This window comes from Micromonospora sp. NPDC047730, assembly GCF_043204765.1.
Lineage (GTDB): Bacteria > Actinomycetota > Actinomycetes > Mycobacteriales > Micromonosporaceae > Micromonospora.
This window is the reverse complement of the sequence record NZ_JBIDCU010000006.1, coordinates 295,418-315,291: the sequence shown is the minus strand read 5'-3', so window position 1 is coordinate 315,291 and position 19,874 is coordinate 295,418. Positions and strand designations below refer to the sequence as shown.

The 19,874-nt window shown below is 74.6% G+C and carries 21 protein-coding genes; 20 read left to right on the top strand and 1 reads right to left on the bottom strand.

Going from position 1 to position 19,874, the window contains the following annotated elements; all coding sequences use genetic code 11:
• Nucleotides 1–9 precede the first annotated feature (9 nt).
• Nucleotides 10–900, bottom strand: coding sequence for a septum formation family protein (locus ACGF5G_RS17450; protein WP_393263759.1), 891 nt, complete (start codon nucleotides 898–900; stop codon nucleotides 10–12).
• A gap of 262 nt (nucleotides 901–1,162) precedes the next feature.
• Between ACGF5G_RS17450 and rpe the strand changes: the two genes are divergently transcribed.
• From rpe to argB, 20 genes are all read left to right on the top strand, one after another.
• Complete coding sequence (rpe, locus tag ACGF5G_RS17445; RefSeq protein WP_350708927.1) at nucleotides 1,163–1,843, top strand: ribulose-phosphate 3-epimerase; 681 nt, start codon at nucleotides 1,163–1,165, stop codon at nucleotides 1,841–1,843.
• A gap of 1 nt (nucleotide 1,844) precedes the next feature.
• Nucleotides 1,845–2,801, top strand: coding sequence for a response regulator (locus ACGF5G_RS17440; RefSeq protein WP_393263758.1), 957 nt, complete (start codon nucleotides 1,845–1,847; stop codon nucleotides 2,799–2,801).
• 413 nt (nucleotides 2,802–3,214) lie between these two features.
• Complete coding sequence (gene ribD, locus ACGF5G_RS17435) at nucleotides 3,215–4,276, top strand: bifunctional diaminohydroxyphosphoribosylaminopyrimidine deaminase/5-amino-6-(5-phosphoribosylamino)uracil reductase RibD (protein ID WP_393263756.1); 1,062 nt, start codon at nucleotides 3,215–3,217, stop codon at nucleotides 4,274–4,276.
• A gap of 1 nt (nucleotide 4,277) precedes the next feature.
• Complete coding sequence (locus ACGF5G_RS17430; protein WP_393263754.1) at nucleotides 4,278–4,976, top strand: riboflavin synthase; 699 nt, start codon at nucleotides 4,278–4,280, stop codon at nucleotides 4,974–4,976.
• Nucleotides 4,976–5,674: a nicotinamide riboside transporter PnuC gene (pnuC, locus tag ACGF5G_RS17425; RefSeq protein WP_357457685.1), complete on the top strand. Its 699-nt coding sequence runs from the start codon at nucleotides 4,976–4,978 to the stop codon at nucleotides 5,672–5,674. The genes ACGF5G_RS17430 and pnuC overlap by 1 nt, the downstream gene beginning before the upstream one ends.
• Nucleotides 5,671–6,936, top strand: coding sequence for a bifunctional 3,4-dihydroxy-2-butanone-4-phosphate synthase/GTP cyclohydrolase II (locus tag ACGF5G_RS17420; protein WP_393263752.1), 1,266 nt, complete (start codon nucleotides 5,671–5,673; stop codon nucleotides 6,934–6,936). Before pnuC ends, ACGF5G_RS17420 begins: the two co-directional genes overlap by 4 nt.
• A gap of 2 nt (nucleotides 6,937–6,938) precedes the next feature.
• Nucleotides 6,939–7,436, top strand: a complete 498-nt coding sequence (ribH, locus tag ACGF5G_RS17415; protein ID WP_350708915.1) for a 6,7-dimethyl-8-ribityllumazine synthase — start codon at nucleotides 6,939–6,941, stop codon at nucleotides 7,434–7,436.
• Nucleotides 7,437–7,574: 138 nt separating this feature from the next.
• A complete protein-coding gene (locus tag ACGF5G_RS17410; RefSeq protein WP_088947482.1) occupies nucleotides 7,575–7,838 on the top strand; it encodes a phosphoribosyl-ATP diphosphatase in 264 nt (87 codons plus the stop codon).
• 45 nt (nucleotides 7,839–7,883) lie between these two features.
• Nucleotides 7,884–8,729 (top strand): ATP phosphoribosyltransferase, encoded by an 846-nt coding sequence (gene hisG / locus ACGF5G_RS17405; RefSeq protein ID WP_393263751.1) that lies wholly within the window; start codon nucleotides 7,884–7,886, stop codon nucleotides 8,727–8,729.
• Nucleotides 8,726–9,760, top strand: a complete 1,035-nt coding sequence (locus ACGF5G_RS17400) for a DMT family transporter (protein WP_393263750.1) — start codon at nucleotides 8,726–8,728, stop codon at nucleotides 9,758–9,760. Before hisG ends, ACGF5G_RS17400 begins: the two co-directional genes overlap by 4 nt.
• On the top strand, nucleotides 9,757–10,230 hold the full coding sequence (locus tag ACGF5G_RS17395; protein WP_393263749.1) for a PH domain-containing protein: 474 nt from the start codon (nucleotides 9,757–9,759) through the stop codon (nucleotides 10,228–10,230). The genes ACGF5G_RS17400 and ACGF5G_RS17395 overlap by 4 nt, the downstream gene beginning before the upstream one ends.
• 368 nt (nucleotides 10,231–10,598) lie before the next feature.
• Nucleotides 10,599–11,225, top strand: a complete 627-nt coding sequence (infC, locus tag ACGF5G_RS17390) for a translation initiation factor IF-3 (protein WP_357457708.1) — start codon at nucleotides 10,599–10,601, stop codon at nucleotides 11,223–11,225.
• 19 nt (nucleotides 11,226–11,244) lie between these two features.
• Nucleotides 11,245–11,439, top strand: coding sequence for a 50S ribosomal protein L35 (gene rpmI, locus ACGF5G_RS17385; protein WP_007458415.1), 195 nt, complete (start codon nucleotides 11,245–11,247; stop codon nucleotides 11,437–11,439).
• Between the two features lie 31 nt (nucleotides 11,440–11,470).
• Nucleotides 11,471–11,863 carry a 50S ribosomal protein L20 gene (gene rplT, locus ACGF5G_RS17380; RefSeq protein WP_184184750.1) on the top strand — a complete coding sequence of 131 codons (393 nt, stop codon included), beginning with the start codon at nucleotides 11,471–11,473 and terminating at the stop codon, nucleotides 11,861–11,863.
• 32 nt (nucleotides 11,864–11,895) lie between these two features.
• Entirely contained in the window at nucleotides 11,896–12,735 is an 840-nt protein-coding gene (locus ACGF5G_RS17375; RefSeq protein ID WP_393263748.1) for a TrmH family RNA methyltransferase, read from the top strand.
• Between the two features lie 219 nt (nucleotides 12,736–12,954).
• Entirely contained in the window at nucleotides 12,955–14,055 is a 1,101-nt protein-coding gene (gene pheS, locus ACGF5G_RS17370; RefSeq protein WP_393263746.1) for a phenylalanine--tRNA ligase subunit alpha, read from the top strand.
• Nucleotides 14,056–14,094: 39 nt separating this feature from the next.
• Complete coding sequence (gene pheT / locus ACGF5G_RS17365; protein WP_393263744.1) at nucleotides 14,095–16,641, top strand: phenylalanine--tRNA ligase subunit beta; 2,547 nt, start codon at nucleotides 14,095–14,097, stop codon at nucleotides 16,639–16,641.
• A 181-nt stretch (nucleotides 16,642–16,822) separates the two neighbouring features.
• Complete coding sequence (gene argC, locus ACGF5G_RS17360; protein WP_357457717.1) at nucleotides 16,823–17,824, top strand: N-acetyl-gamma-glutamyl-phosphate reductase; 1,002 nt, start codon at nucleotides 16,823–16,825, stop codon at nucleotides 17,822–17,824.
• Complete coding sequence (gene argJ / locus ACGF5G_RS17355) at nucleotides 17,821–18,993, top strand: bifunctional glutamate N-acetyltransferase/amino-acid acetyltransferase ArgJ (protein WP_357457720.1); 1,173 nt, start codon at nucleotides 17,821–17,823, stop codon at nucleotides 18,991–18,993. The genes argC and argJ overlap by 4 nt, the downstream gene beginning before the upstream one ends.
• The coding region (gene argB, locus ACGF5G_RS17350; protein ID WP_393263742.1) for an acetylglutamate kinase at nucleotides 18,990–19,874 on the top strand (885 nt) is incomplete at its 3' end. The genes argJ and argB, both read left to right, overlap by 4 nt.

The following is a 19,874-nucleotide window of genomic DNA, read 5'->3' as shown; positions in this document are numbered from 1 at the left end:
TCCGGGCGCTCAGGTGACCGGCAGGCCCTTCGTGCCGGCGCCCTTCACGGAGCGGGTCAGGTTGCGGTCGCTGACCCAGAGGAAGCACTGCACGCCCCGGTTGCCGTTGCGCCACTCCTGCTCGAGGGGGTGGTAGAAGATCGAGCCCGCCCGGTACTTCAGGTCGCCGTTGTTCGGCACCTTGACGTACTTCGCGATCAACGCGCGGCAGGCCCGGTGCACCCCGAGGCTGTCCCGGGTGAAGGCGTCGTAGCTGGTGTCCGGGGCCCGCCAGACGCCGACGAACTCGGCGTGGTGCTTGCTGGTGCAGGCCACCGCCACCATCTCCCGCACCTCGTCGTCGCTCAGCTTGGGGTTGAAGCAGCGGTGGGCGAGCGGGGCGGCGCCGGCCAGGGCGCCCTTCAGGCTTCCCGTCCGGGACTTCGCGCTCGGCTCGTCGAGGCTGGTCTGCTCGCTCAGGTCGCAGCGGAACCAGCGGGCGCCGCCGCCCCACGCCTGCGGCGACGGCAGCACGACGCCCAGCCCGAGCCGGCCGGAGCGCCAGTCCCCGCCGACCACCTCGTTGACCTTCGTGTCGCACTCGGCCCGGGCGGCGCGCATGCCGGCCGAGCCGGCCGGCGGGGGCGTGCTGCGCTCGGTCGCCGCCCCGGTGAGCGTGCCGACGTGCACGGTCTCCACGCGGTGCGACTCGGCGCAGTCGACCGGGTTGTAGGCGGTGAGGTAGCCGACGTCCTGGATGTCCCGGTGGCAGACGCCGGTGGCGGGGACGAACGCCTGCGGTGCCGCGGGCGCCGGCCAGTCGTCGGTCAGGTCCCCGTCGGTGCCGGCCGGGGTGCCGCAGCCGGCGAGCACCAGGGCCGCCACCGCGCCGGCCGCGGCCGCCGTCCACCACCGTCGCATCGCCCCGACCTCCCGCCGATCGTGGTCCGGGCGGCGCGAGGCGGCCGGACACGTCACGGTGCGGCAGCATACGGCACCGCGCTCACATCGCGGGGAGTCCCTGCGGGCCGGCGCCCCGCATCGAGCGGGTCGGCTTCCGGTCGTCGCTCCACAGGAAACACCGCACCCCGGTCGATCATCACCAGTGGTCACCACCGGGTCACCGGGTGCCCGTGGGTGGCGCGCTGCGGGCGGCCGATCACCGCGTTCGTACACTGGCCCCGTGACCGTACCGCCGCCGATCGTCGCGCCCAGCATCCTCGCCGCCGATTTCGCCCGCCTCGCCGAAGAGGTCCGTGCCGTCGAGAACGCCGCGGACTGGTTGCACGTGGACGTCATGGACAACCACTTCGTGCCCAACCTGACCATCGGGCTGCCCGTGGTGCAGAGCCTGCGGGCCGCCACCGAGCTGCCCTTCGACGTGCACCTGATGATCGAGGACCCGCGCCGGTGGGCCCCCGGCTACGCCGACGCCGGGGCGTACAACGTCACGTTCCACGCCGAGGCGTGCGACGACCCGGTGGCGCTGGCCAAGGACCTCCGCTCGGCCGGCGCGAAGGCCGGGCTGGCGATCGACCGGGACACGCCCATCGAGCCGTACCTGGAGCTGCTGCCGAGCTTCGACACGCTGCTGATCATGACGATCAAGGCGGGCTTCGGCGGGCAGCGTTTCATCCCGCAACTGCTGGACAAGGTGCGCGCCGCCCGCCGGCACGTCGACAGCGGCCACCTCGAACTGCGCATCGAGGTCGACGGGGGGATCGCCGCCGACACCATCGCGCAGGCGGCCGAGGCGGGCGCGGACGCCTTCGTCGCCGGCACCGCCGTCTACGGCGCCGACGACCCCGCCGAGGCCGTCCGGAAGCTGCGGGCACTCGCGGAACGCGCCGCCCCCGGGGCCTGACGTGGAGCCCGCCGGCGACCGCAAGGACATCATCCTCGTCGTCGACGACGACGAGGACATCGCGCGCTTCGTCGAGTTCAACCTGCGGCTGCACGGCTTCGAGGTGATCCACGCCGGCGACGGGCAGGAGGCGCTCGAGGTGATCGAGCGACAGCGGCCCGACCTGGCCGTGGTCGACCTGATGATGCCGCGCATCGACGGGCTGGAGCTGACCCGGCGGCTGCGGGCCGACCCGATGACCTCGGCGCTGCCGGTGATCATGCTGACCGCCAAGGGCATGACGGTGGACAAGGTGCACGGGCTCAGCGCCGGCGCCGACGACTACCTGGTCAAGCCCTTCGACACGGCGGAGCTGGTGGCCCGGGTCAGCTCGACGCTGCGGCGCAACAAGGAGTTCCGCGAGGTCTCCCCGCTGACCGGGCTGCCCGGCAACAGCCGGATCCGCCGGGAGATCTCCGACCGGGTCCGCAGCGGCGTCGACTACGCCGTCGGCTACATCGACATCGACCGGTTCAAGAGCGTCAACGACCGGTACGGCTTCGTGCGCGGCGACGACTTCATCTCGGCCCTGGCGCGCAGCCTGCACCGGGCGGTGGTCTCGGTGGGGCTGCCGCCGGCCTTCCTCGGCCACGTCGGCGGCGACGACTTCGTCATCGTCTGCACGCCGGAGCAGGTGCGTCCGCTCACCTCGCGGGTGTCCGCCGACTTCGAGAAGGCCGCCGACTCGCTCTACGACCCCGCCGACGCCGCCCGCGGCTACGTGGAGCTGAAGGACCGGCGGGGCAACATCCGGCGCGCCGCCCTGGTCACCCTCTCCATCGGCGTCTCCATCTCCGACGCCAACAAGCGGTTCACCGACCCCCTCGAGGCGATCGCGGTCGCCTCCGAGATGAAGACGGTGGCCAAGAGCCAGCCCGGCTCGTACGTGGCGGTGGACCGGCGACGCGGGGTGACGTGACCGCGTATTCCCGCTGTGAAGTAGCTCGCCTCGGTGGCGCCACCCCCCGTCGGGCGTGTAAGACTGCCGGTGTACCCACCACGCGCTGGCGGGACTCGGTGTAATTCCGAACCGGCGGTGATCCACGGCGTGACCGTGGTAAGCCCGCGACCCGGTCGGCCTCGTGCCGCCCGGTGGACCTGGTGAGAATCCGGGGCCGACGGTTGGGGGCGGGAAACCGCGCCCAGACAGTCCGGATGGGAGACAGCGCGCGGGACGGACGGGCCCTGCCCGGCCGCTGACCTCAGCGTGCCGTGCGCGCCCCCCGGGTCGGCTCCGCCGTACCCGGACCTCCGCCGCCGCACGCCCGCGGCCCGTGCCGTTGCCTCCCGTGACCCGCCCGCGCGCCGACCGGCGAATGAGAGGGCAGGGCAATGGGGGGCGTCTCCGTCGACGAGGCGATGCGTCGCGCGGTCGAACTCGCCGCGCGCGGTCTCGGCACGACCAGCCCCAACCCCGTGGTCGGCTGCGTGCTGCTGGACGTCGACGGCCAGGTCGTCGGCGAGGGGTTCCACGCCTACGCCGGCGGGCCGCACGCCGAGATCGTCGCGCTCGCCCAGGCGGGGGAGCGCGCCCGCGGCGGCACCGCCGTGGTCACCCTCGAACCCTGCGACCACACCGGCCGCACCGGTCCCTGCAGCACGGCGCTGGTCCAGGCCGGCGTCGCCCGGGTGGTCATCGCCGTGCCCGACCCCAATCCGGTCGCCTCCGGCGGGGCCGCCACGCTGCGCGCCGCCGGGGTCCAGGTGGACCTGGGGGTACGCGAGGTGGAGGCCGAGGCCGGCAACATCGCCTGGCTCACCTCGATGCGCCGCGGCTGGCCGTACGTGATCTGGAAGTTCGCCGCCACGCTGGACGGCCGGTCGGCGGCGGCCGACGGCACCAGCATGTGGATCACCTCCGAGGCGGCCCGGATGGACGTGCACGCGCTGCGCGGCACCGTCGACGCGGTGATCGCCGGGGTGGGCACGGTGCTCACCGACGATCCCCGGCTCACCGCCCGCAACCTGCGCGACGGCACCCTCAGCATCCGGCAGCCGCTGCGCGTGGTGGTGGACTCGGCGGGGCGTACGCCGGTCGACGCCCGGGTCCGCGACGGCGCGGCCCGGACGTGGGTCGCCACCGCCGCGGAGGTCGGCGTCGGGCCCGACGGTCGGGTCGACCTGCCGGCGCTGCTCGCCGCGCTGCACGGGCGCGGGGTCCGGGCGGCGCTGCTGGAGGGGGGCCCCACGCTGGCCGGCGCCTTCCTCGCCGCCGGCCTGGTCGACAAGATCGTCGGCTACGTCGCGCCCCGGCTGCTCGGCGCCGGCCCGACCGCCCTGGTGGACGCCGGTGTGACCACCATCGCCGAGGCCATCGACCTGGAGTACGTCGACGTCACGCAGGTCGGACCGGACCTGCGGATCACCGCGCTGCCCCGGAAGAGGGAGGGCTGACATGTTCACCGGCATCGTCGAGGAGTTGGGTGAGGTCGTCCGGATCACTCCGACGGCGGGTGACTCGGCGCTGGTCGCGGTCCGCGGCCCGCTGGTCACCTCCGACGCCCGGCACGGCGACTCGATCGCGGTCAACGGCGTCTGCCTGACCGTGGTGGACGCCGTCGACGGGGTCTTCACGGCGGACGTGATGGGGGAGACGCTGCGCCGCTCCGCGCTGGGCGGGCTGCGGGCCGGCGACCCGGTCAACCTGGAGCGGGCCGCCGCGCTCGGCAGCCGCCTCGGCGGGCACCTGGTGCAGGGCCACGTCGACGGCGTCGGCGAGGTGCTCGCCCGGGAGCCGGCCGCGCAGTGGGAGACCGTCCGGTTCCGCCTGCCCGCCGCCCTGGCCCGGTACGTGGTGGAGAAGGGCTCGATCACCGTCGACGGCGTCTCGTTGACCGTGGCCGACGTCGGCCCGGACTGGTTCGCCGTCGGGCTGATCCCGACCACGCTGAAGCTGACCACCCTCGGCGCGCGGGGCGTCGGCGACCCGGTCAACCTCGAGGTGGACGTCCTCGCCAAGTACGTCGAGCGGCTGCTCGGCGCCCGGCTGGCCGACCCCGGCCGCCCCGAGGCCGGCCCGCCCGGCGGGCTCCCGGGCACGGGCGCCCCGGTCGCCGGCCTGCCGGACGCCGCCGCGGCGGGCGGGGCGGCCTGATGGGCCCGCTCGGGTGGCTGCTCGACGCGCAGCTGAGCATCGGCGGCTCGCCGGTGCTGGTCCGGGAGATCGTCGGCAACGGCTTCGGGCTGGCCTCGGCCCTGTTCGGCCTGCGCCGGGTGGTCTGGGCCTGGCCCGTCGGCATGATCGGCAACGCGCTGCTGTTCACCGTGTTCCTGGGCGGGGTCTTCGCCACGCCGCAGGCGCACGACCTCTACGGGCAGGCCGGCCGGCAGGTCTTCTTCTTCGCGGTCAGCCTCTACGGCTGGTGGCGCTGGTCGCGCAACCGCCGCCACGGCGGCGACGACGACCAGGCCGCCGTGGCGCCCCGCTGGGCCACCGGCCGGGAGCGGCTGGGCCTGCTGGCCGCCGCCGTCCTCGGCACCGCCGCGTTCTACCCGGTGCTCGCCGCGCTGGGCTCCTGGGGCCCGCTGCCGGACGCCTGGATCCTCACCGGCAGCCTGCTGGCCACCTACGGCATGGCCCGCGGCTGGGTGGACTTCTGGCTGGTCTGGATCGCCGTCGACGCCGTCGGCGTGCCGCTGCTGCTACGCGGTGGGTTCTACCCCTCGGCGGCCATGTACCTCGTCTACGGCGCCTTCTGCGCCTGGGGCGTCGTCGCCTGGTGGCGCACCTCGCGGGTCGCCCGCCCGGCGCCCGCCCCGATCCCGCAGACCTACTCGGAGGCCGTGGCATGACCACCTTTGGGAGCATCGAGCAGGCGGTGGCGGACATCGCCGCCGGCCGGCCCGTCGTCGTGGTCGACGACGCCGACCGGGAGAACGAGGGCGACCTGATCTTCGCCGCCGAGTTGGCGACGCCGGAGCTGCTCGCGTTCATGGTGCGGTGGACGTCCGGCTACATCTGCGTGCCGCTGACCGAGAGCGAGTGCGACCGGCTGGACCTTCCGCCGATGCACCACACCAACCAGGACCGGCGGGGCACCGCCTACACGGTGACCGTGGACGCCCGGGAGGGGGTCAGCACCGGCATCTCCGCCGCCGACCGGTCGCACACCATCCGGCTGCTCGCCGACCCCGGCACCGGCCCGACCGACCTGGCCCGCCCCGGGCACGTGGTGCCGCTGCGCGCCCGGGAGGGCGGCGTGCTGCGCCGGCCCGGGCACACCGAGGCCGCCGTCGACCTGACCCGGCTGGCCGGGCTGCGCCCCGCCGGCGTGCTCTGCGAGCTGGTCAACGACGACGGCACCATGATGCGGCTGCCGGACCTGGAGAAGTTCTGCGCCGAGCACGCGCTGACCCTGGTCACCATCGCCGACCTGGTCGCGTACCGGCGGCGCACCGAGAAGCAGGTCGAGCTGGTCGCCGAGGCCCGGATGCCGACCCGGCACGGGGTGTTCCGGGCGCTGGGCTACCGCAGCGAGCACGACTCGGCCGAGCACGTCGCCCTGGTCATGGGCGAGATCGGCGACGGGCGGGACGTGTTGGTGCGGGTGCACTCCGAGTGCCTCACCGGCGACGTCTTCGGCTCGGTGCGCTGCGACTGCGGCCCCCAGCTCGACGCGGCCCTGGACCGGGTCGCCGAGGAGGGGCGCGGCGTGGTGCTCTACGTGCGCGGCCACGAGGGGCGCGGCATCGGCCTGCTGCACAAGCTCCAGGCGTACCAGCTCCAGGACCAGGGCCGGGACACCGTGGACGCCAACCTCGACCTGGGCCTGCCGGCCGACGCCCGGGACTACGGCACCGGCGCGCAGGTCCTCTACGACATCGGGGTGCGCTCGATGCGGCTGCTCACCAACAACCCGGCCAAGCGGGCCGGCCTGGAGGGCTACGGGCTGACCGTCACCGGCCGCGAGGGGCTGCCGGTACGGCCGCACCCGGAGAACGTGCGCTACCTGCGCACCAAGCGGGACCGGATGGGGCACCTGCTGGACGAGCTGGACGAGGTCACCGAGGCCCCGATGGGCCGGCCGGTCCCCGGCGACGAGATCGGAGCGTAGACATGGCAGGTTTCGGGGAGCCGGGCGTGACGGCGGTGGACGCCGCCGGAATGACGGTCGGCGTGGTTGCCGCGCGGTGGCACGGGGAGCTGACCGACCACATGCTCGACCGGGCGGTCGCCGCCGCCGAGGCGTGCGGGGCCCGCGCGGTGACCGCCCGGGTGGCCGGCTCGGTCGAGCTGCCCGTGGTGGCCCAGGCCCTCGCGCGCCGCTGCGACGTGGTGGTCGCGCTCGGCGTGGTGGTCCGGGGCACCACCGCCCACTTCGACTACGTCTGCCGCTCGGTGACCGACGGGCTGACCCGGGTCGCGCTGGACGAGGGCAAGCCGGTGGCGCACGGCGTCCTCACCGTGGACACGATCGAGCAGGCCCGGGACCGGGCGGGGCTGCCCGGCTCGGCGGAGGACAAGGGCTGGGCGGCCACGGTCGCCGCGCTCGACGCCGCCCTCGCCATCCGGGGCATCGCCACCAGCGGCCACCGGGTCGGCTTCGGCGGCTGAGCGCCGGGGCCGGCGGTGGGGCGGCCGGGTCGATCGACCGGCGTGGGCCGTCCCACCCCTCGGGAGGATGCGGTGGGAAAGACGACGCGGCCGGACCCGGAGCACGAGACCTCGGCGGGCGGCTGGAAGAATCGCGGCGTGAAGACGTTCGAGGAGTTGTTCGCCGAGCTGCAGGCCAAGGCCGCCGCCGGCACCCCTGGCTCGGGCACGGTCGCCGCGCTCGAGAAGGGCGTGCACTTCATCGGCAAGAAGGTCGTCGAGGAGGCGGCCGAGTCGTGGATGGCCGCCGAGCACGAGGGGCCGGAGCGGACCGCCGAGGAGATCTCCCAGCTGCTCTACCAGGTCCAGGTGCTGATGCTCGCCAGCGGCCTCGACCTGAAGGACGTCTACCGACATCTGTGAGTGCGCCCCGACGTTGATCAGATCCGATCGAAGGAGCACTCCGTCATGCTGCGTGTCGCCGTACCCAACAAGGGCGCCCTGGCCGAGAAGGCCGCCCAGATGCTGCGCGAGGCGGGCTACCGCCAGCGCACCGACCCCAAGGACCTCGTCTGCCGGGACGAGGCCAACGACATCGAGTTCTTCTACCTGCGGCCCAAGGACATCGCCACCTACGTCGGCTCCGGCGACCTCGACGTCGGGATCACCGGCCGCGACCTGCTGATCGACTCCGGCGCGCCGGCCGAGGAGGTGGTGGACCTCGACTTCGGCCGGGCCACCTTCCGCTTCGCCGCCCGCCCCGAGGACGTCGACGACGTACGGGAGCTGGGCGGGCACCGGATCGCCACCGCGTACCCGGGGCTGGTCGAGCGGCACCTGGCCGAGCTGGGCGTGAAGGCCGACGTGATCCGCCTGGACGGGGCCGTGGAGAACGCCATCCGGCTCGGCGTCGCCGACGTGGTCGCCGACGTGGTGGAGACCGGCACCACGCTGCGCCAGGCCGGCCTGGTGGTCTTCGGCGAGCCGCTGCTGCGCTCCTCGGCGGTGCTCGTCCGCCGCACCGGCGCGCCGGCGCACCCGCAGTCGGAGCAGCTGCTGCGCCGCCTGCACGGCGTCCTGGTGGCCCGCCGCTACGTGATGCTCGCGTACGACGTGCCGGCCGGCCTGCTGGATCGGGCCAGCTCGCTGACCCCGGGCATCGAGTCGCCGACCGTCTCCCCGCTGCACCGCGAGGGCTGGGTGGCCGTGCAGGCGATGGTGCTCAGCGACGACGTGCACCGGATCATGGACGAGCTCTACGAGCTCGGTGCCCGCGCGATCCTCGTCACCAACATCCACGCCTGCCGGCTGTGAGCGGCCCACCCGCGGCGGCGGGCATCCCGGCCCGGCCGGTGCCGCGCGTCCTGCCGCCGTGGGCGGCCATGGTGGTGGTCACCCTCGCCGGGTTCGCCTCGGCGGCGCAGGGCGTGGCCAACGCCGAGCTGGGCGAGCGGGCCGGCAACGCCACCCTGGGCGCGGTGGTCAACAACCTCGGCGGGACGCTGCTGATCGGCGTCGGGGTGCTGGCCCTGCCCTCGGCACGCGCCGGCCTGGTCGCGTTGCGCCGGGCCCGGCTGCCCTGGTGGGCGTACCTGGGCGGGCTCGGCGGGGCGGCCATCGTGCTGCTCGGCGCGTACATCGTCCCGGTGCTCGGGGTGGCGGTCTTCACCATCGCGCAGGTGGCCGGCGGCAGCCTCGGCGGGCTGGCCGTGGACCGGGCGGGGCTGGCGCCGGTCGGGCGACTGGCGCTCACCCCGGCGCGGGTGGCCGGCGCCCTGCTGGGCGTGACCGCCGTGGCGCTGGCCCAGCTCGGCCGGCCCGTCGGCGACCTCGCCCTCGGGCTGGTGCTGCTGGCCGTGGCCGGCGGGGTGGCCGTCGCGCTCCAGTCCGCGCTGAACGCACGGGTCTCCGCCGCCGGCTCGGCCGTCGCCGGGGTCGCGGTCAACTTCGCCACCGCCACGCCGGTGGTGCTGCTCGTCGCGGCGCTGGCCGGCGTCCTGACCGGCCCGGCCCCGACCTGGCCGGACGCCTGGTACCTCTACACCGGCGGCCTGCTCGGCGTGGTCATCGTGGCGAGCCTGGTGGTCGGGGTGCCCGCGATCGGGGTGCTGCGTACCGGCCTGGCGTTGGTCGCCGGGCAACTGGGCGGCGCCCTGCTGCTGGACGCGCTGGTGCCGGGCGGGCCGGGCGTCCGGCTGCCGGTGCTCGCCGGCGCGCTGCTGACCCTGCTGGCCGCGCTGATCGCCGGTTGGGGCTCCGCCCGGTCGCGTACCCGCGCCGAGGTGCCGTCCGCCCGTGTGGCGGCGGACGAGCGGCCCGGAGCGGGTGGCAGACTGGTGGGGTGAGTGAAACCGAGACGATCCGCCTCCGCCCGCGCCGCATCCGGGTGGTCTGCTGGACCTCGGCGGCCGTGCTCCTCGTGGTGTTCAGCCTGGTGGCCACCTCGCTGACCGGGGCAACCGGCAACGGCTACGGCAGCTTCCAACGCGGCGACCAGGTCGCGATGGTCGGTCTCGGCGTGTTCGGTGCCCTCGGCTTCCTGCTCTTCACCCGGCCCCGGGTGGAGGCGGACGGGCGCGGTGTGCGCGTGCGCAACGTCCTCGGCTCGTACGAGCTGCCGTGGGAGGTCGTCCGCGGGGTCCGCTTCGACCGGGGCGCGCCCTGGGCGAGCCTGGAGCTGCACGACGACGATCTGCTGCCGATGGTCGCCCTGCAGGCCGCCGACAAGGAGCTGGCCGTCGAGGGGGTCCGCGCGCTGCGCCGGCTGCACCAGGCGCACCAGGCCCGCCTCGCCGAGGGCGCGACCGGCCGCTGAGCCGCCGCCGGCGAGGCCGCTGGCCCGCCCCCGGGGGTGCCCGGTTTGGGGGCGCTCGGGCGAGGGTGTAGTGTTGTCGAGTCGACCAGGCTGTCTCCGCGTGCGAGCAAGTCGCCCGTGACCAGACAGCCATGAAAGAGGAGCGCCTGCTCCCACCCGAGTCGCCGCCACGGTGGCCGGGTCCGGTCACCGGTTCCGGGCACGTCCCGGCGCCGGATGCGCGATCATGTGATTGTGCCGACCGGTCGAGCGGGCCCTGGCATGCGCCGGGGCCTTCTGCTTTCCGGGTCGGCTCCCATCCGGGAGCCGCGGGGTCGGCCACGCAGGAGACTTTGACTCGAGGAGGCCCCATCAGCGTCGAACCACGCGTGAACGAGCAGATCCGGGCACGTGAGGTCCGACTGGTCGGCCCCGAGGGTGAGCAGGTGGGCATCGTCCCGCTGGAGCGCGCCCTTCAGCTGGCCGCGGACGTAGACCTGGACCTGGTCGAGGTTGCGCCGATGGCGCGCCCTCCGGTGTGCAAGCTCATGGACTTCGGCAAGTTCAAGTACGAGAGCGCACTGAAGGCGCGCGAAGCGCGGCGTAACCAGCAGCAGACCGTCATCAAGGAGATGAAGCTCCGGCCGAAGATCGACCCGCACGACTACGAGACCAAGAAGGGTCACGTGGTGCGGTTCCTCAAGGCCGGCGACAAGGTCAAGGTGACGATCATGTTCCGCGGTCGCGAGCAGAGCCGCCCGGAGCTGGGTTACCGGCTCCTGCGCCGGCTCGAGTCGGAGATCTCGGAGCTGGGGTACGTCGAGGCCGCGCCGAAGCAGGACGGCCGAAACATGATCATGGTGCTTGCGCCGCACCGCGCCACGAAGGCCGCCGCAGTCGCCGCGACGGCCGCCCGGGGCGGGCCGCGGGAGCGGGAAGCCGAGGGCGCCGCCCCGGCCGGCGAGACCGCAGCGGCCGGTGACACCGGCACAGTCGCCGAAACCAGCGGCGAGTAACAGGGGAGAGACGTTCCACATGCCGAAGATGAAGAGCCACACGGGGATGGGCAAGCGGGTCAAGGTGACCGGCAAGGGCAAGATCGTTGCCCAGCAGGCCGGCCTCCGGCACAACCTGGAGAAGAAGCCCTCCACCCAGACCCGTCGGCTGACCGGCACCGTCGTGCTGGCCAAGGCCGATGTCAAGCGCATCAAGAAGCTGCTCGGCCGCTGACGCGCGCCACCTGACGTAAGAAGGAGTTGAGATGGCACGCGTCAAGCGGGCTGTGAACGCCCAGAAGAAGCGCCGTACCCTGCTGGAGACCGCGAGCGGCTACCGCGGTCAGCGCTCCCGCCTCTACCGCAAGGCCAAGGAGCAGGTGCTGCACTCGATGCAGTACGCCTACCGGGACCGTCGCGACCGCAAGGGCGACTTCCGGCAGCTGTGGATCCAGCGGATCAACGCGGGCGCCCGCGCCAACGGGATGACCTACAACCGCCTGATCCAGGGCCTGCGTCTGGCCGGCATCGAGGTCGACCGCAAGATCCTGGCCGACCTGGCCGTCAACGACGCCGCCGCGTTCGCGGCGATCGTCGAGCTGGCCCGGGCCGCGGTCACGGCCGAGGGCACCGGCGGCGCGGCGGCCCAGGCCGCCTGATCCCCGCGCACCAGCAGATCGAGGCGTCTCCCATGCAGTCACCATCGCGCGGGAGACGCCTCGACGCTGTCTCCGGCCCCTTCACCCCGCGTACCCCCAGGGTGGTCGCCGCCCGCCGGCTCCAGCGCCGCCGGGACCGCGAGGCCACCGGCCGGTTCCTCGCCGAGGGGCCGCAGGCGGTCCGCGAGGCCCTGGCCCGCCCGGGGGTGGTCACCGAACTCTTCGGTACGCCCACCGCCCTCGACCGGCACGCCGACCTGGCCGCCGGCGCCGCCCGCGCCGACGTGCCGGTCTCCGAGGTGACCGACGAGGCCCTGGCCGCCCTCGCCGAGACCGTCGCCCCGCAGGGCCTGGTCGCCGTCTGCCGGCACCTCGACGTGCCCCTGGAGCGGGCCCTGGCCGGCGGGCCCCGCCTCGTCGCGGTGCTCGCCGAGATCCGCGACCCGGGCAACGCCGGCACCGTGCTGCGCACCGCCGACGCCGCCGGAGCCGGCGCGGTCGTCTTCGCCGGCGACGCCGTCGACCCGTACAACGGCAAGTGCGTCCGGGCCTCGGCCGGCAGCCTCTTCCACGTCGACGTGGTCCGCGCGCCCGACCCGCTGGACGTGGTCGCCGCGCTGCGCGCCGCCGGCCTCACCGTGCTCGCCACCACCGGCTACGGCGAGGACGACCTCGACGACCTCGCCGACGCCGGCCGGCTCGCCGCCCCCACCGCCTGGCTGTTCGGCTCCGAGGCGCACGGCCTGCCGGAGGCGCTCACCGGCGCCGCCGACGCTCGCGTCCGGGTGCCGCTGCACGGGCGCGCCGAGAGCCTGAACCTGGCTGCGGCCGCCGCCGTCTGCCTGTACGCTTCAGCGAGAGCGCAGCGGTGACCGGACACCGGTCCCGCGAGGCACCCAGCAGAGGAGAGCATCCGCCCGTGAACGCGCCACGGCGTTCGTTTAGCCAGCCCGCCGGTGTCGGCGGGCGGCGGGCCTGACCTGCTTTCCGCGCAACTCCCACCGGCGGGCTGCGGCACAGCCGCGCGTCCGTAGACTCGCTTCGCCGCCCCCGTGAGGGCTGGCGCCGCCGTGAGGGAGTGCCCGTACGCCATGAGCTACCGCAACGATCCGTACGACCCGAAGCAGGTCGCCCTGCTCGACCCGGCCGCCCTGGCCGAGGCTGTCGCCGCCGCCGAGAAGGCGTTCGCCGAGGCCGGTGACCCGGACGCGCTGACCGCGCTGCGCCCGGCGCACCTCGGCGACCGGTCCCCGGTGTCGCTGGCCCGCCGGGAGATCGGCGCGCTGCCGCCGGCCGCGAAGTCCGACGCCGGCAAGCGGGTCAACGAGGCCCGCCGCGCCGTCGAGGCCGCCTACGCCGCCCGCCAGGAGGTCCTGGAGCGGGAACAGGCGGAACGGGTGCTGGTGGAGGAGCGCGTCGACGTGACGCTGCCCCACGACCGGCGGCCCCGGGGCGCCCGGCACCCGATCAGCACCCTGATGGAGCAGATCAGTGACCTGTTCGTCGGGATGGGCTACGAGGTGGCCGAGGGGCCCGAGGTCGAGCTGGAGTGGACCAACTTCGACGCCCTCAACATCCCGGCCGACCACCCGGCCCGCGGCCTGATGGACACCTTCCACATCGCACCCGCCGACGGCACCGCCGGGACGGCCGGCGAGCCGGCGGGTTCCGGCCTCGTCCTGCGCACCCACACCTCGCCGGTGCAGGCGCGCACCATGCTGACCCGCAAGCCGCCGATCTACGTGATCGTGCCGGGGCGGGTCTACCGCACCGACGAGCTGGACGCCACCCACGCCCCGGTCTTCCACCAGGTGGAGGGCCTGGTGGTGGACAAGGGCATCACCATGGCGCACCTGCGCGGCACCCTGGACCACTTCGCCCGGGCGATGTTCGGCGAGGGCGCGAAGACCCGCTTCCGGCCGCACTACTTCCCGTTCACGGAGCCGTCGGCGGAGTTCGACGTCTGGTTCCCGGAGCACCGCGACGGCCCGCGCTGGGTCGAGTGGGGCGGCTGCGGCATGGTCAACCCGCGGGTGCTGCGCGCCTGCGGCATCGACCCCGAGGTCTACTCGGGATTCGCGTTCGGCATGGGCATCGACCGGACGGTGATGTTCCGGCACGGGGTCAGCGACATGCGGGACATGGCCGAGGGCGACGTGCGGTTCACCCGCGCGTTCGGGGCCGGGGCGTAGGCGATGCGGGTACGAGTTACGGAGACGGTGGTCTGAGTCATGCGAGTTTCTGTCAGTTGGCTGCGGGAGTACGTCGACCTCCCCGCCGACCTGCCCGCCGGCGACCTGGAACAGGCCCTGGTCGACCTCGGCATCGAGGTCGAGTCCGTCGTGGACCTGCGGGAGACCGTCACCGGTCAGCTGGTGGTCGGTGAGGTCCGGGAGATCGAGGAGCTGACCGGCTTCAAGAAGCCGATCCGGTTCTGCCGCGTCGACGTCGGGGACGCCAACGGCACCGGCGAGCCGCAGGAGATCGTCTGCGGGGCGCGCAACTTCGCCCCGGGCGACCGGGTCGTGGTCATCCTGCCCGGCGGCGTGCTGCCCGGCGGCTTCGCCATCGGCGCGCGCAAGACCTACGGGCGCAACTCCAACGGCATGATCTGCTCCGCGAAGGAACTGGGCCTCGGCGACGACCACTCGGGCATCATCGTGCTGCCCGAGGACACCCCGGCCAAGCCGGGCGACGACGCGCGGCCGGTCGTCGGGCTCGACGACGTCGTGGTCGAGCTGGAGATCACCCCCGACCGGGGGTACGCGATGAGCCTGCGCGGCCTCGCCCGCGAGCTGTCGCACACCCTCGGCGTGCCGTTCCGCGACCCGGGCCTGGCCCCCGCTCCCGGCGGCACGGAGGCCCCGGCGTACCCGGTCGAGGTGCGGGACACGGTCGGCTGCGACCGCTTCGCCGCCCGCCTCGTGCGCGGCGTCGACCCGACGGCGGCCACCCCCGGCTGGATGCAGCGGCGGCTCACCGTCGCCGGCATCCGCAGCATCTCGCTGCCGGTCGACATCACCAACTACGTGATGCTGGAACTGGGCCAGCCGATGCACGCCTTCGACGCCGACCGGATCGCCGGGCCGCTGGTGGTCCGCCGCGCCGAGGCGGGGGAGAAGCTGACCACGCTGGACGGGGTGACCCGCGCTCTCGCGCCCGAGGACATGGTGATCTGCGACGACACCGGCCCGATCTCGCTCGCCGCCGTGATGGGCGGCGAGACCAGCGAGGTCGTCGCGGGGACGACGAACGTGCTCTTCGAGGCCGCCCACTGGGACCCGGTGATGGTGGGGCGCACCGCCCGCCGGCACAGGCTGTTCAGCGAGGCGGCGAAGCGGTGGGAGCGGGGCGTCGACCCGGCCCTGCCGCTGGTCGCCATCGCGCGGGCGGTGCGGCTGCTCACCGAGCACGGGGGCGGCACGGCCGGGGACGAGATCCTCGACATCGACCACGTCCGGCCGCGTACCCCGGTGGTCCTGCCGGTCGACCTGCCGACCCGGCGGATCGGCGTGACCTACCCGCCGGCGCGGGTGGTGGCCCTGCTGGAGCAGGTCGGCTGCACCGTCGCCCAGGGCGCCGACCGGCTCGGCGAGGACCCGGGCGAGGTCGGCGTCGCCGCCGGCGACGGCGCGGCGCTCACCGTCACCCCGCCGACCTGGCGGCCCGACCTGACCGACCCGGCGGACCTGGTCGAGGAGGTCGTCCGCCTCGACGGGTACGACCGGGTGCCGTCGGTGCTGCCGACGGCGCCGCCCGGCCGCGGCCTGACCTGGCAGCAGCGTCGCCGCCGGGCCGTGGCCCGGTCGCTCGCCGAGCGCGGGTACGTGGAGGTGCTGGCGCACCCGTTCGTCGCCCCGGAGCTGGCCGACCAGCTCGGCCTGCCCGAGGGCGACCCGCGCCGGCAGGCGGTACGGCTGGCCAACCCGCTGTCGGAGGAGGAGCCGCTGCTGCGCACCACACTGCTCGGCCCGCTGCTCGGCATCGTGAAGCGCAATCTCGGCCGGGGCCAGCGCGACCTCGCCCTGTACGAGATCGGCGCGGTCTTCCACCCGCGTCCCGGCGCCGGCCGCCCGCCGGCGATGGGCGTGGACCGGCGACCCAGCGACGAGGAGTTCGCCGCCGCCGACGCCGTGGTGCCCGACCAGCCCCGGCACGTCGCCGTCGTGCTGACCGGCGACATCGAGCCGGCCGGCTGGTGGGGCGCGGGCCGGGCGGCCGGCTGGGCGGACGCCGTGGAGGCCGGCCGGGACGTGCTCGCCGCCGCCGACATCCCGGGGGACCGGGTCGAGGTCCGGGCCGCCGAGTACGCGCCGTGGCACCCCGGCCGCTGCGCGGAGCTGCTGGTCGACGGCACGGTGGTCGGGCACGCCGGCGAGCTGCACCCGGCGGTTGTGGCGGCGCTGGAGCTGCCCCGGCGGACCAGCGCCCTGGAGCTGGACCTGGACGCGCTGCCGGCGGCCCCGGTGGCGTCCGGGCCGGTCGTCTCCGGCTTCCCGCCGGCGTTGATCGACGTGGCGCTGGTGGTCGACGAGTCGGTCCCGGCGGCGCAGGTGCAGCGCGCCCTGGTCGAGGGCGCCGGCGAGTTGCTGGAGGGGGTGCGCCTGTTCGACGTGTACGCCTCCGAGCAGCTCGGGGCGGGCCGGAAGTCGCTGGCGTACAAGCTCACCTTCCGGGCCCCCGACCGGACGCTGACCGTGGAGGAGGCGGTGGCCGCGCGGGACGCGGCGGTCGCCCGGGCCGCGGAACGCTGCGGCGCCACCCTGCGCGGCGCCTGACGCCTGGACGTCGACGGCCCCCGTCCGGTTTCGCCGGGCGGGGGCCGTCCCCGTGTCCGGCTCCGTCCCGGTCTCCCGTGCCCGGACGCGCCGCTCATCATGCGCATACAGAAGTCTGTATGAACTTGCAGCCGCCGATCATCGCTGCTAACCTTCGCTGCATAGTCATGCGGAGGTGAGTATGGGTATCCGAGTCGCGGTAGCAGGGGCGAGCGGCTACGCCGGGGGCGAGCTGATCCGCCTGGTCGCCGGGCATCCGGAGTTCGACCTGGTCGCCGCCACCGCGCACAGCCAGGCCGGGCACCGGCTCGACGTCGTACACCCGCAGCTCGCCGGCCTGGACCTGGTCCTCGGCGAGACGGACGCGACGGCGCTGGCCGACGCGGACCTGGTCTTCCTGGCCCTGCCGCACGGCCAGTCGGCGGCCCTGGCGGCCCAGCTCCCGCCCGAGGTCCGCGTCGTCGACCTCGGCGCCGACCACCGGCTCGCCGACCCCTACGCCTGGGCCAACTACTACGGCGGCCCGCACGCCGGGCAGTGGACCTACGGCCTGCCCGAGCTGCCCGGCCAGCGGGAGCTGATCGCCGGCGCCACCCGGGTCGCCAACACCGGCTGCTATGCCGCCGCCATCACCCTCGCGCTCGCCCCGCTGATCGCCGCCGGCGCCGCCGCCCCGGCCGACGTGGTGGTCGTCGCGGCCTCCGGCACCTCCGGCGCGGGCAAGGCGGCCAAGCCGCACCTGCTCGGCAGCGAGGTGATGGGGGACCTGTCGCCCTACCGCGTCGGCACCCACCAGCACGTGCCGGAGATCAAGCAGGCCACCGGGGCGACCGGCCTGTCGCTCACCCCGGTGCTCGCGCCGATGCCCCGGGGCATCCTGGCCACCGTGACCGCCGTGCCGGCCCGGGGCGTGGACCCGCGGGCGGTGCTCGCCGAGGCGTACGCGGACGCGCCCTTCGTGCACGTGCTGCCCGAGGGGACCTGGCCGCACACCGCCGCCACCCTCGGCTCCAACTCCTGCCACCTGCAGGCCACCGTCGACGTCGACACCCGCCGGACCATTGTGCTCAGCGCGCTGGACAACCTCGGCAAGGGCGCCGCCGGCCAGGCCGTGCAGAACGCCAACCTCATGTTCGGCCTGCCGGAGACGACGGGCCTGTCCGTCTGGGGGATCGCACCATGAGTGTCACGACTCCGCGGGGGTTCCGGGCGGCCGGGGTGGCCGCCGGACTCAAGTCCAGCGGCGCGAGCGACGTCGCGCTGGTCGTCAACGACGGCCCGGACGCCGGGGTCGCCGCCGTGTTCACCGCCAACCGGGTCAAGGCCGCGCCGGTGCTCTGGACCCAGCAGGTGGTCCGCGGCGGCGTCGTCCGCGCCGTGGTGCTCAACTCGGGCGGGGCCAACGCGTGCACCGGTCCGGCCGGCTTCCAGGACACCCACGCCACCGCCGAGCACGCCGCCGCCGCGCTCACCTCGGCCAGCCCCCGGTTGATGCTCGGGGCCGGCGACGTGGCGGTCTGCTCGACCGGCCTGATCGGCGAGCGGCTGCCGATGCAGAAGCTGCTCCCGGGCGTACGCGCCGCGATCCGCGGCCTGTCCCGCGACGGCGGCCCGGCGGCCGCCGAGGCCATCATGACCACGGACACTCGCCCCAAGACCACGGTGGCGCGGGGCAGCGGCTGGACGGTCGGCGGCATGGCCAAGGGCGCCGGCATGCTAGCCCCGGCGATGGCCACCATGCTCTGCGTGCTGACCACCGACGCGGTGGCCGGGCCGGAGGCCCTCGACGCCGCGCTGCGCGAGGCGTGCCGGGTCACCTTCGACCGGGTCGACTCCGACGGCTGCATGTCGACCAACGACACGGTGCTGCTGCTGGCCAGCGGCGCGAGCGGCATCGCGCCGACGCCGGCCGAGCTGACCGCCGCGGTCACCGCCGCCGCGCACGACCTGGCCCAGCAGCTCGTCGCCGACGCCGAGGGCGCCACCAAGCAGATCGCCGTCGACGTGGTCGGCGCGGCGAGCGAGGACGACGCGGTCGAGGTGGGGCGGTCGGTGGCCCGCAACAACCTGGTCAAGACCGCGCTGTTCGGCAACGACCCGAACTGGGGCCGGATCCTCGCCGCCGTCGGCACCACCGCCGCCGCCTTCGAGCCGGACGCGGTCGACGTCGCGGTCAACGGCGTCTGGGTGTGCCGCTCCGGCGCCGCCGCCGAGGACCGGTCGAAGGTCGACCTGACCGGGCGGGACGTCACCATCCGGATCGACCTGCACGCCGGCGACGCCGAGGCCACCATCTGGACCAACGACCTCTCCCACGCGTACGTGCACGAGAACTCGGCCTACTCGACATGAGCCTCACCACCGACCTCACCCGCGCCCAGGCCAAGGCCGCCACGCTGATCGAGGCCCTGCCCTGGCTGGCCCGCTTCTCCGGCTCGACCGTCGTGGTCAAGTACGGCGGCAACGCCATGGTCGACCCCGAACTGCAACGGGCCTTCGCCGCCGACATGGTCTTCCTGCGCTACGCCGGCCTGAAGCCGGTCGTGGTGCACGGCGGCGGCCCGCAGATCTCCGCCATGCTCGGCCGGCTCGGCATCGCCAGCGAGTTCCGGGGCGGCCTGCGGGTCACCACCCCGGAGGCGATGGACGTGGTCCGGATGGTGCTCGTCGGCCAGGTGGGCCGGGAGCTGGTCGGGCTGATCAACGCGCACGGCCCGTTCGCGGTCGGCCTCTCCGGCGAGGACGCGGGCCTGTTCACCGCCGTGCGGCGGCCCGCCTACGTGGACGGGGAGCCGGTCGACGTCGGGCAGGTCGGCGACGTCGAGTCGGTCGACGTCTCGGCGGTCACCGACCTGATCGCGGCCGGGCGGATCCCGGTGATCTCCACCGTCGCGCCGGACGCCGACGGCGTGCTGCACAACCTGAACGCCGACACCGCCGCCGCCGCGCTCGCCGTCGCCCTCGACGCCCGCAAGTTGGTCGTCCTCACTGACGTGCCCGGCCTCTACGCCGACTGGCCGGACACCGGCAGCCTGGTCAGCGAGATCACCACCGACGACCTGGCGAAGCTGTTGCCGTCGTTGTCCAGCGGCATGGTGCCAAAGATGGAGGCCTGCCTGCGGGCCGTGCGGCAGGGGGTGCCCGCCGCGCACGTGGTCGACGGCCGGGTCGCCCACTCCACGTTGCTGGAGGTCTTCACCTCGGAAGGGTTCGGAACCATGGTCGTGAGCGCG

Excerpts from the sequence above, each read along its gene's own strand:
- argJ (WP_357457720.1), top strand. The coding sequence starts at position 17,821 with ATGAGTGTCACGACTCCGCGGGGGTTCCGGGCGGCCGGGGTGGCCGCC.
- rpmI (WP_007458415.1), top strand. The coding sequence starts at position 11,245 with ATGCCGAAGATGAAGAGCCACACGGGGATGGGCAAGCGGGTCAAGGTG.
- hisG (WP_393263751.1), top strand. The coding sequence starts at position 7,884 with ATGCTGCGTGTCGCCGTACCCAACAAGGGCGCCCTGGCCGAGAAGGCC.
- pheS (WP_393263746.1), top strand. The coding sequence starts at position 12,955 with ATGAGCTACCGCAACGATCCGTACGACCCGAAGCAGGTCGCCCTGCTC.
- pnuC (WP_357457685.1), top strand. The coding sequence starts at position 4,976 with ATGGGCCCGCTCGGGTGGCTGCTCGACGCGCAGCTGAGCATCGGCGGC.
- ACGF5G_RS17450 (WP_393263759.1), bottom strand. The coding sequence starts at position 900 with ATGCGACGGTGGTGGACGGCGGCCGCGGCCGGCGCGGTGGCGGCCCTG.
- ACGF5G_RS17430 (WP_393263754.1), top strand. The coding sequence starts at position 4,278 with ATGTTCACCGGCATCGTCGAGGAGTTGGGTGAGGTCGTCCGGATCACT.
- ribD (WP_393263756.1), top strand. The coding sequence starts at position 3,215 with ATGGGGGGCGTCTCCGTCGACGAGGCGATGCGTCGCGCGGTCGAACTC.
- pheT (WP_393263744.1), top strand. The coding sequence starts at position 14,095 with ATGCGAGTTTCTGTCAGTTGGCTGCGGGAGTACGTCGACCTCCCCGCC.
- argC (WP_357457717.1), top strand. The coding sequence starts at position 16,823 with ATGGGTATCCGAGTCGCGGTAGCAGGGGCGAGCGGCTACGCCGGGGGC.
- rplT (WP_184184750.1), top strand. The coding sequence starts at position 11,471 with ATGGCACGCGTCAAGCGGGCTGTGAACGCCCAGAAGAAGCGCCGTACC.
- ACGF5G_RS17375 (WP_393263748.1), top strand. The coding sequence starts at position 11,896 with ATGCAGTCACCATCGCGCGGGAGACGCCTCGACGCTGTCTCCGGCCCC.
- ACGF5G_RS17420 (WP_393263752.1), top strand. The coding sequence starts at position 5,671 with ATGACCACCTTTGGGAGCATCGAGCAGGCGGTGGCGGACATCGCCGCC.
- ribH (WP_350708915.1), top strand. The coding sequence starts at position 6,939 with ATGGCAGGTTTCGGGGAGCCGGGCGTGACGGCGGTGGACGCCGCCGGA.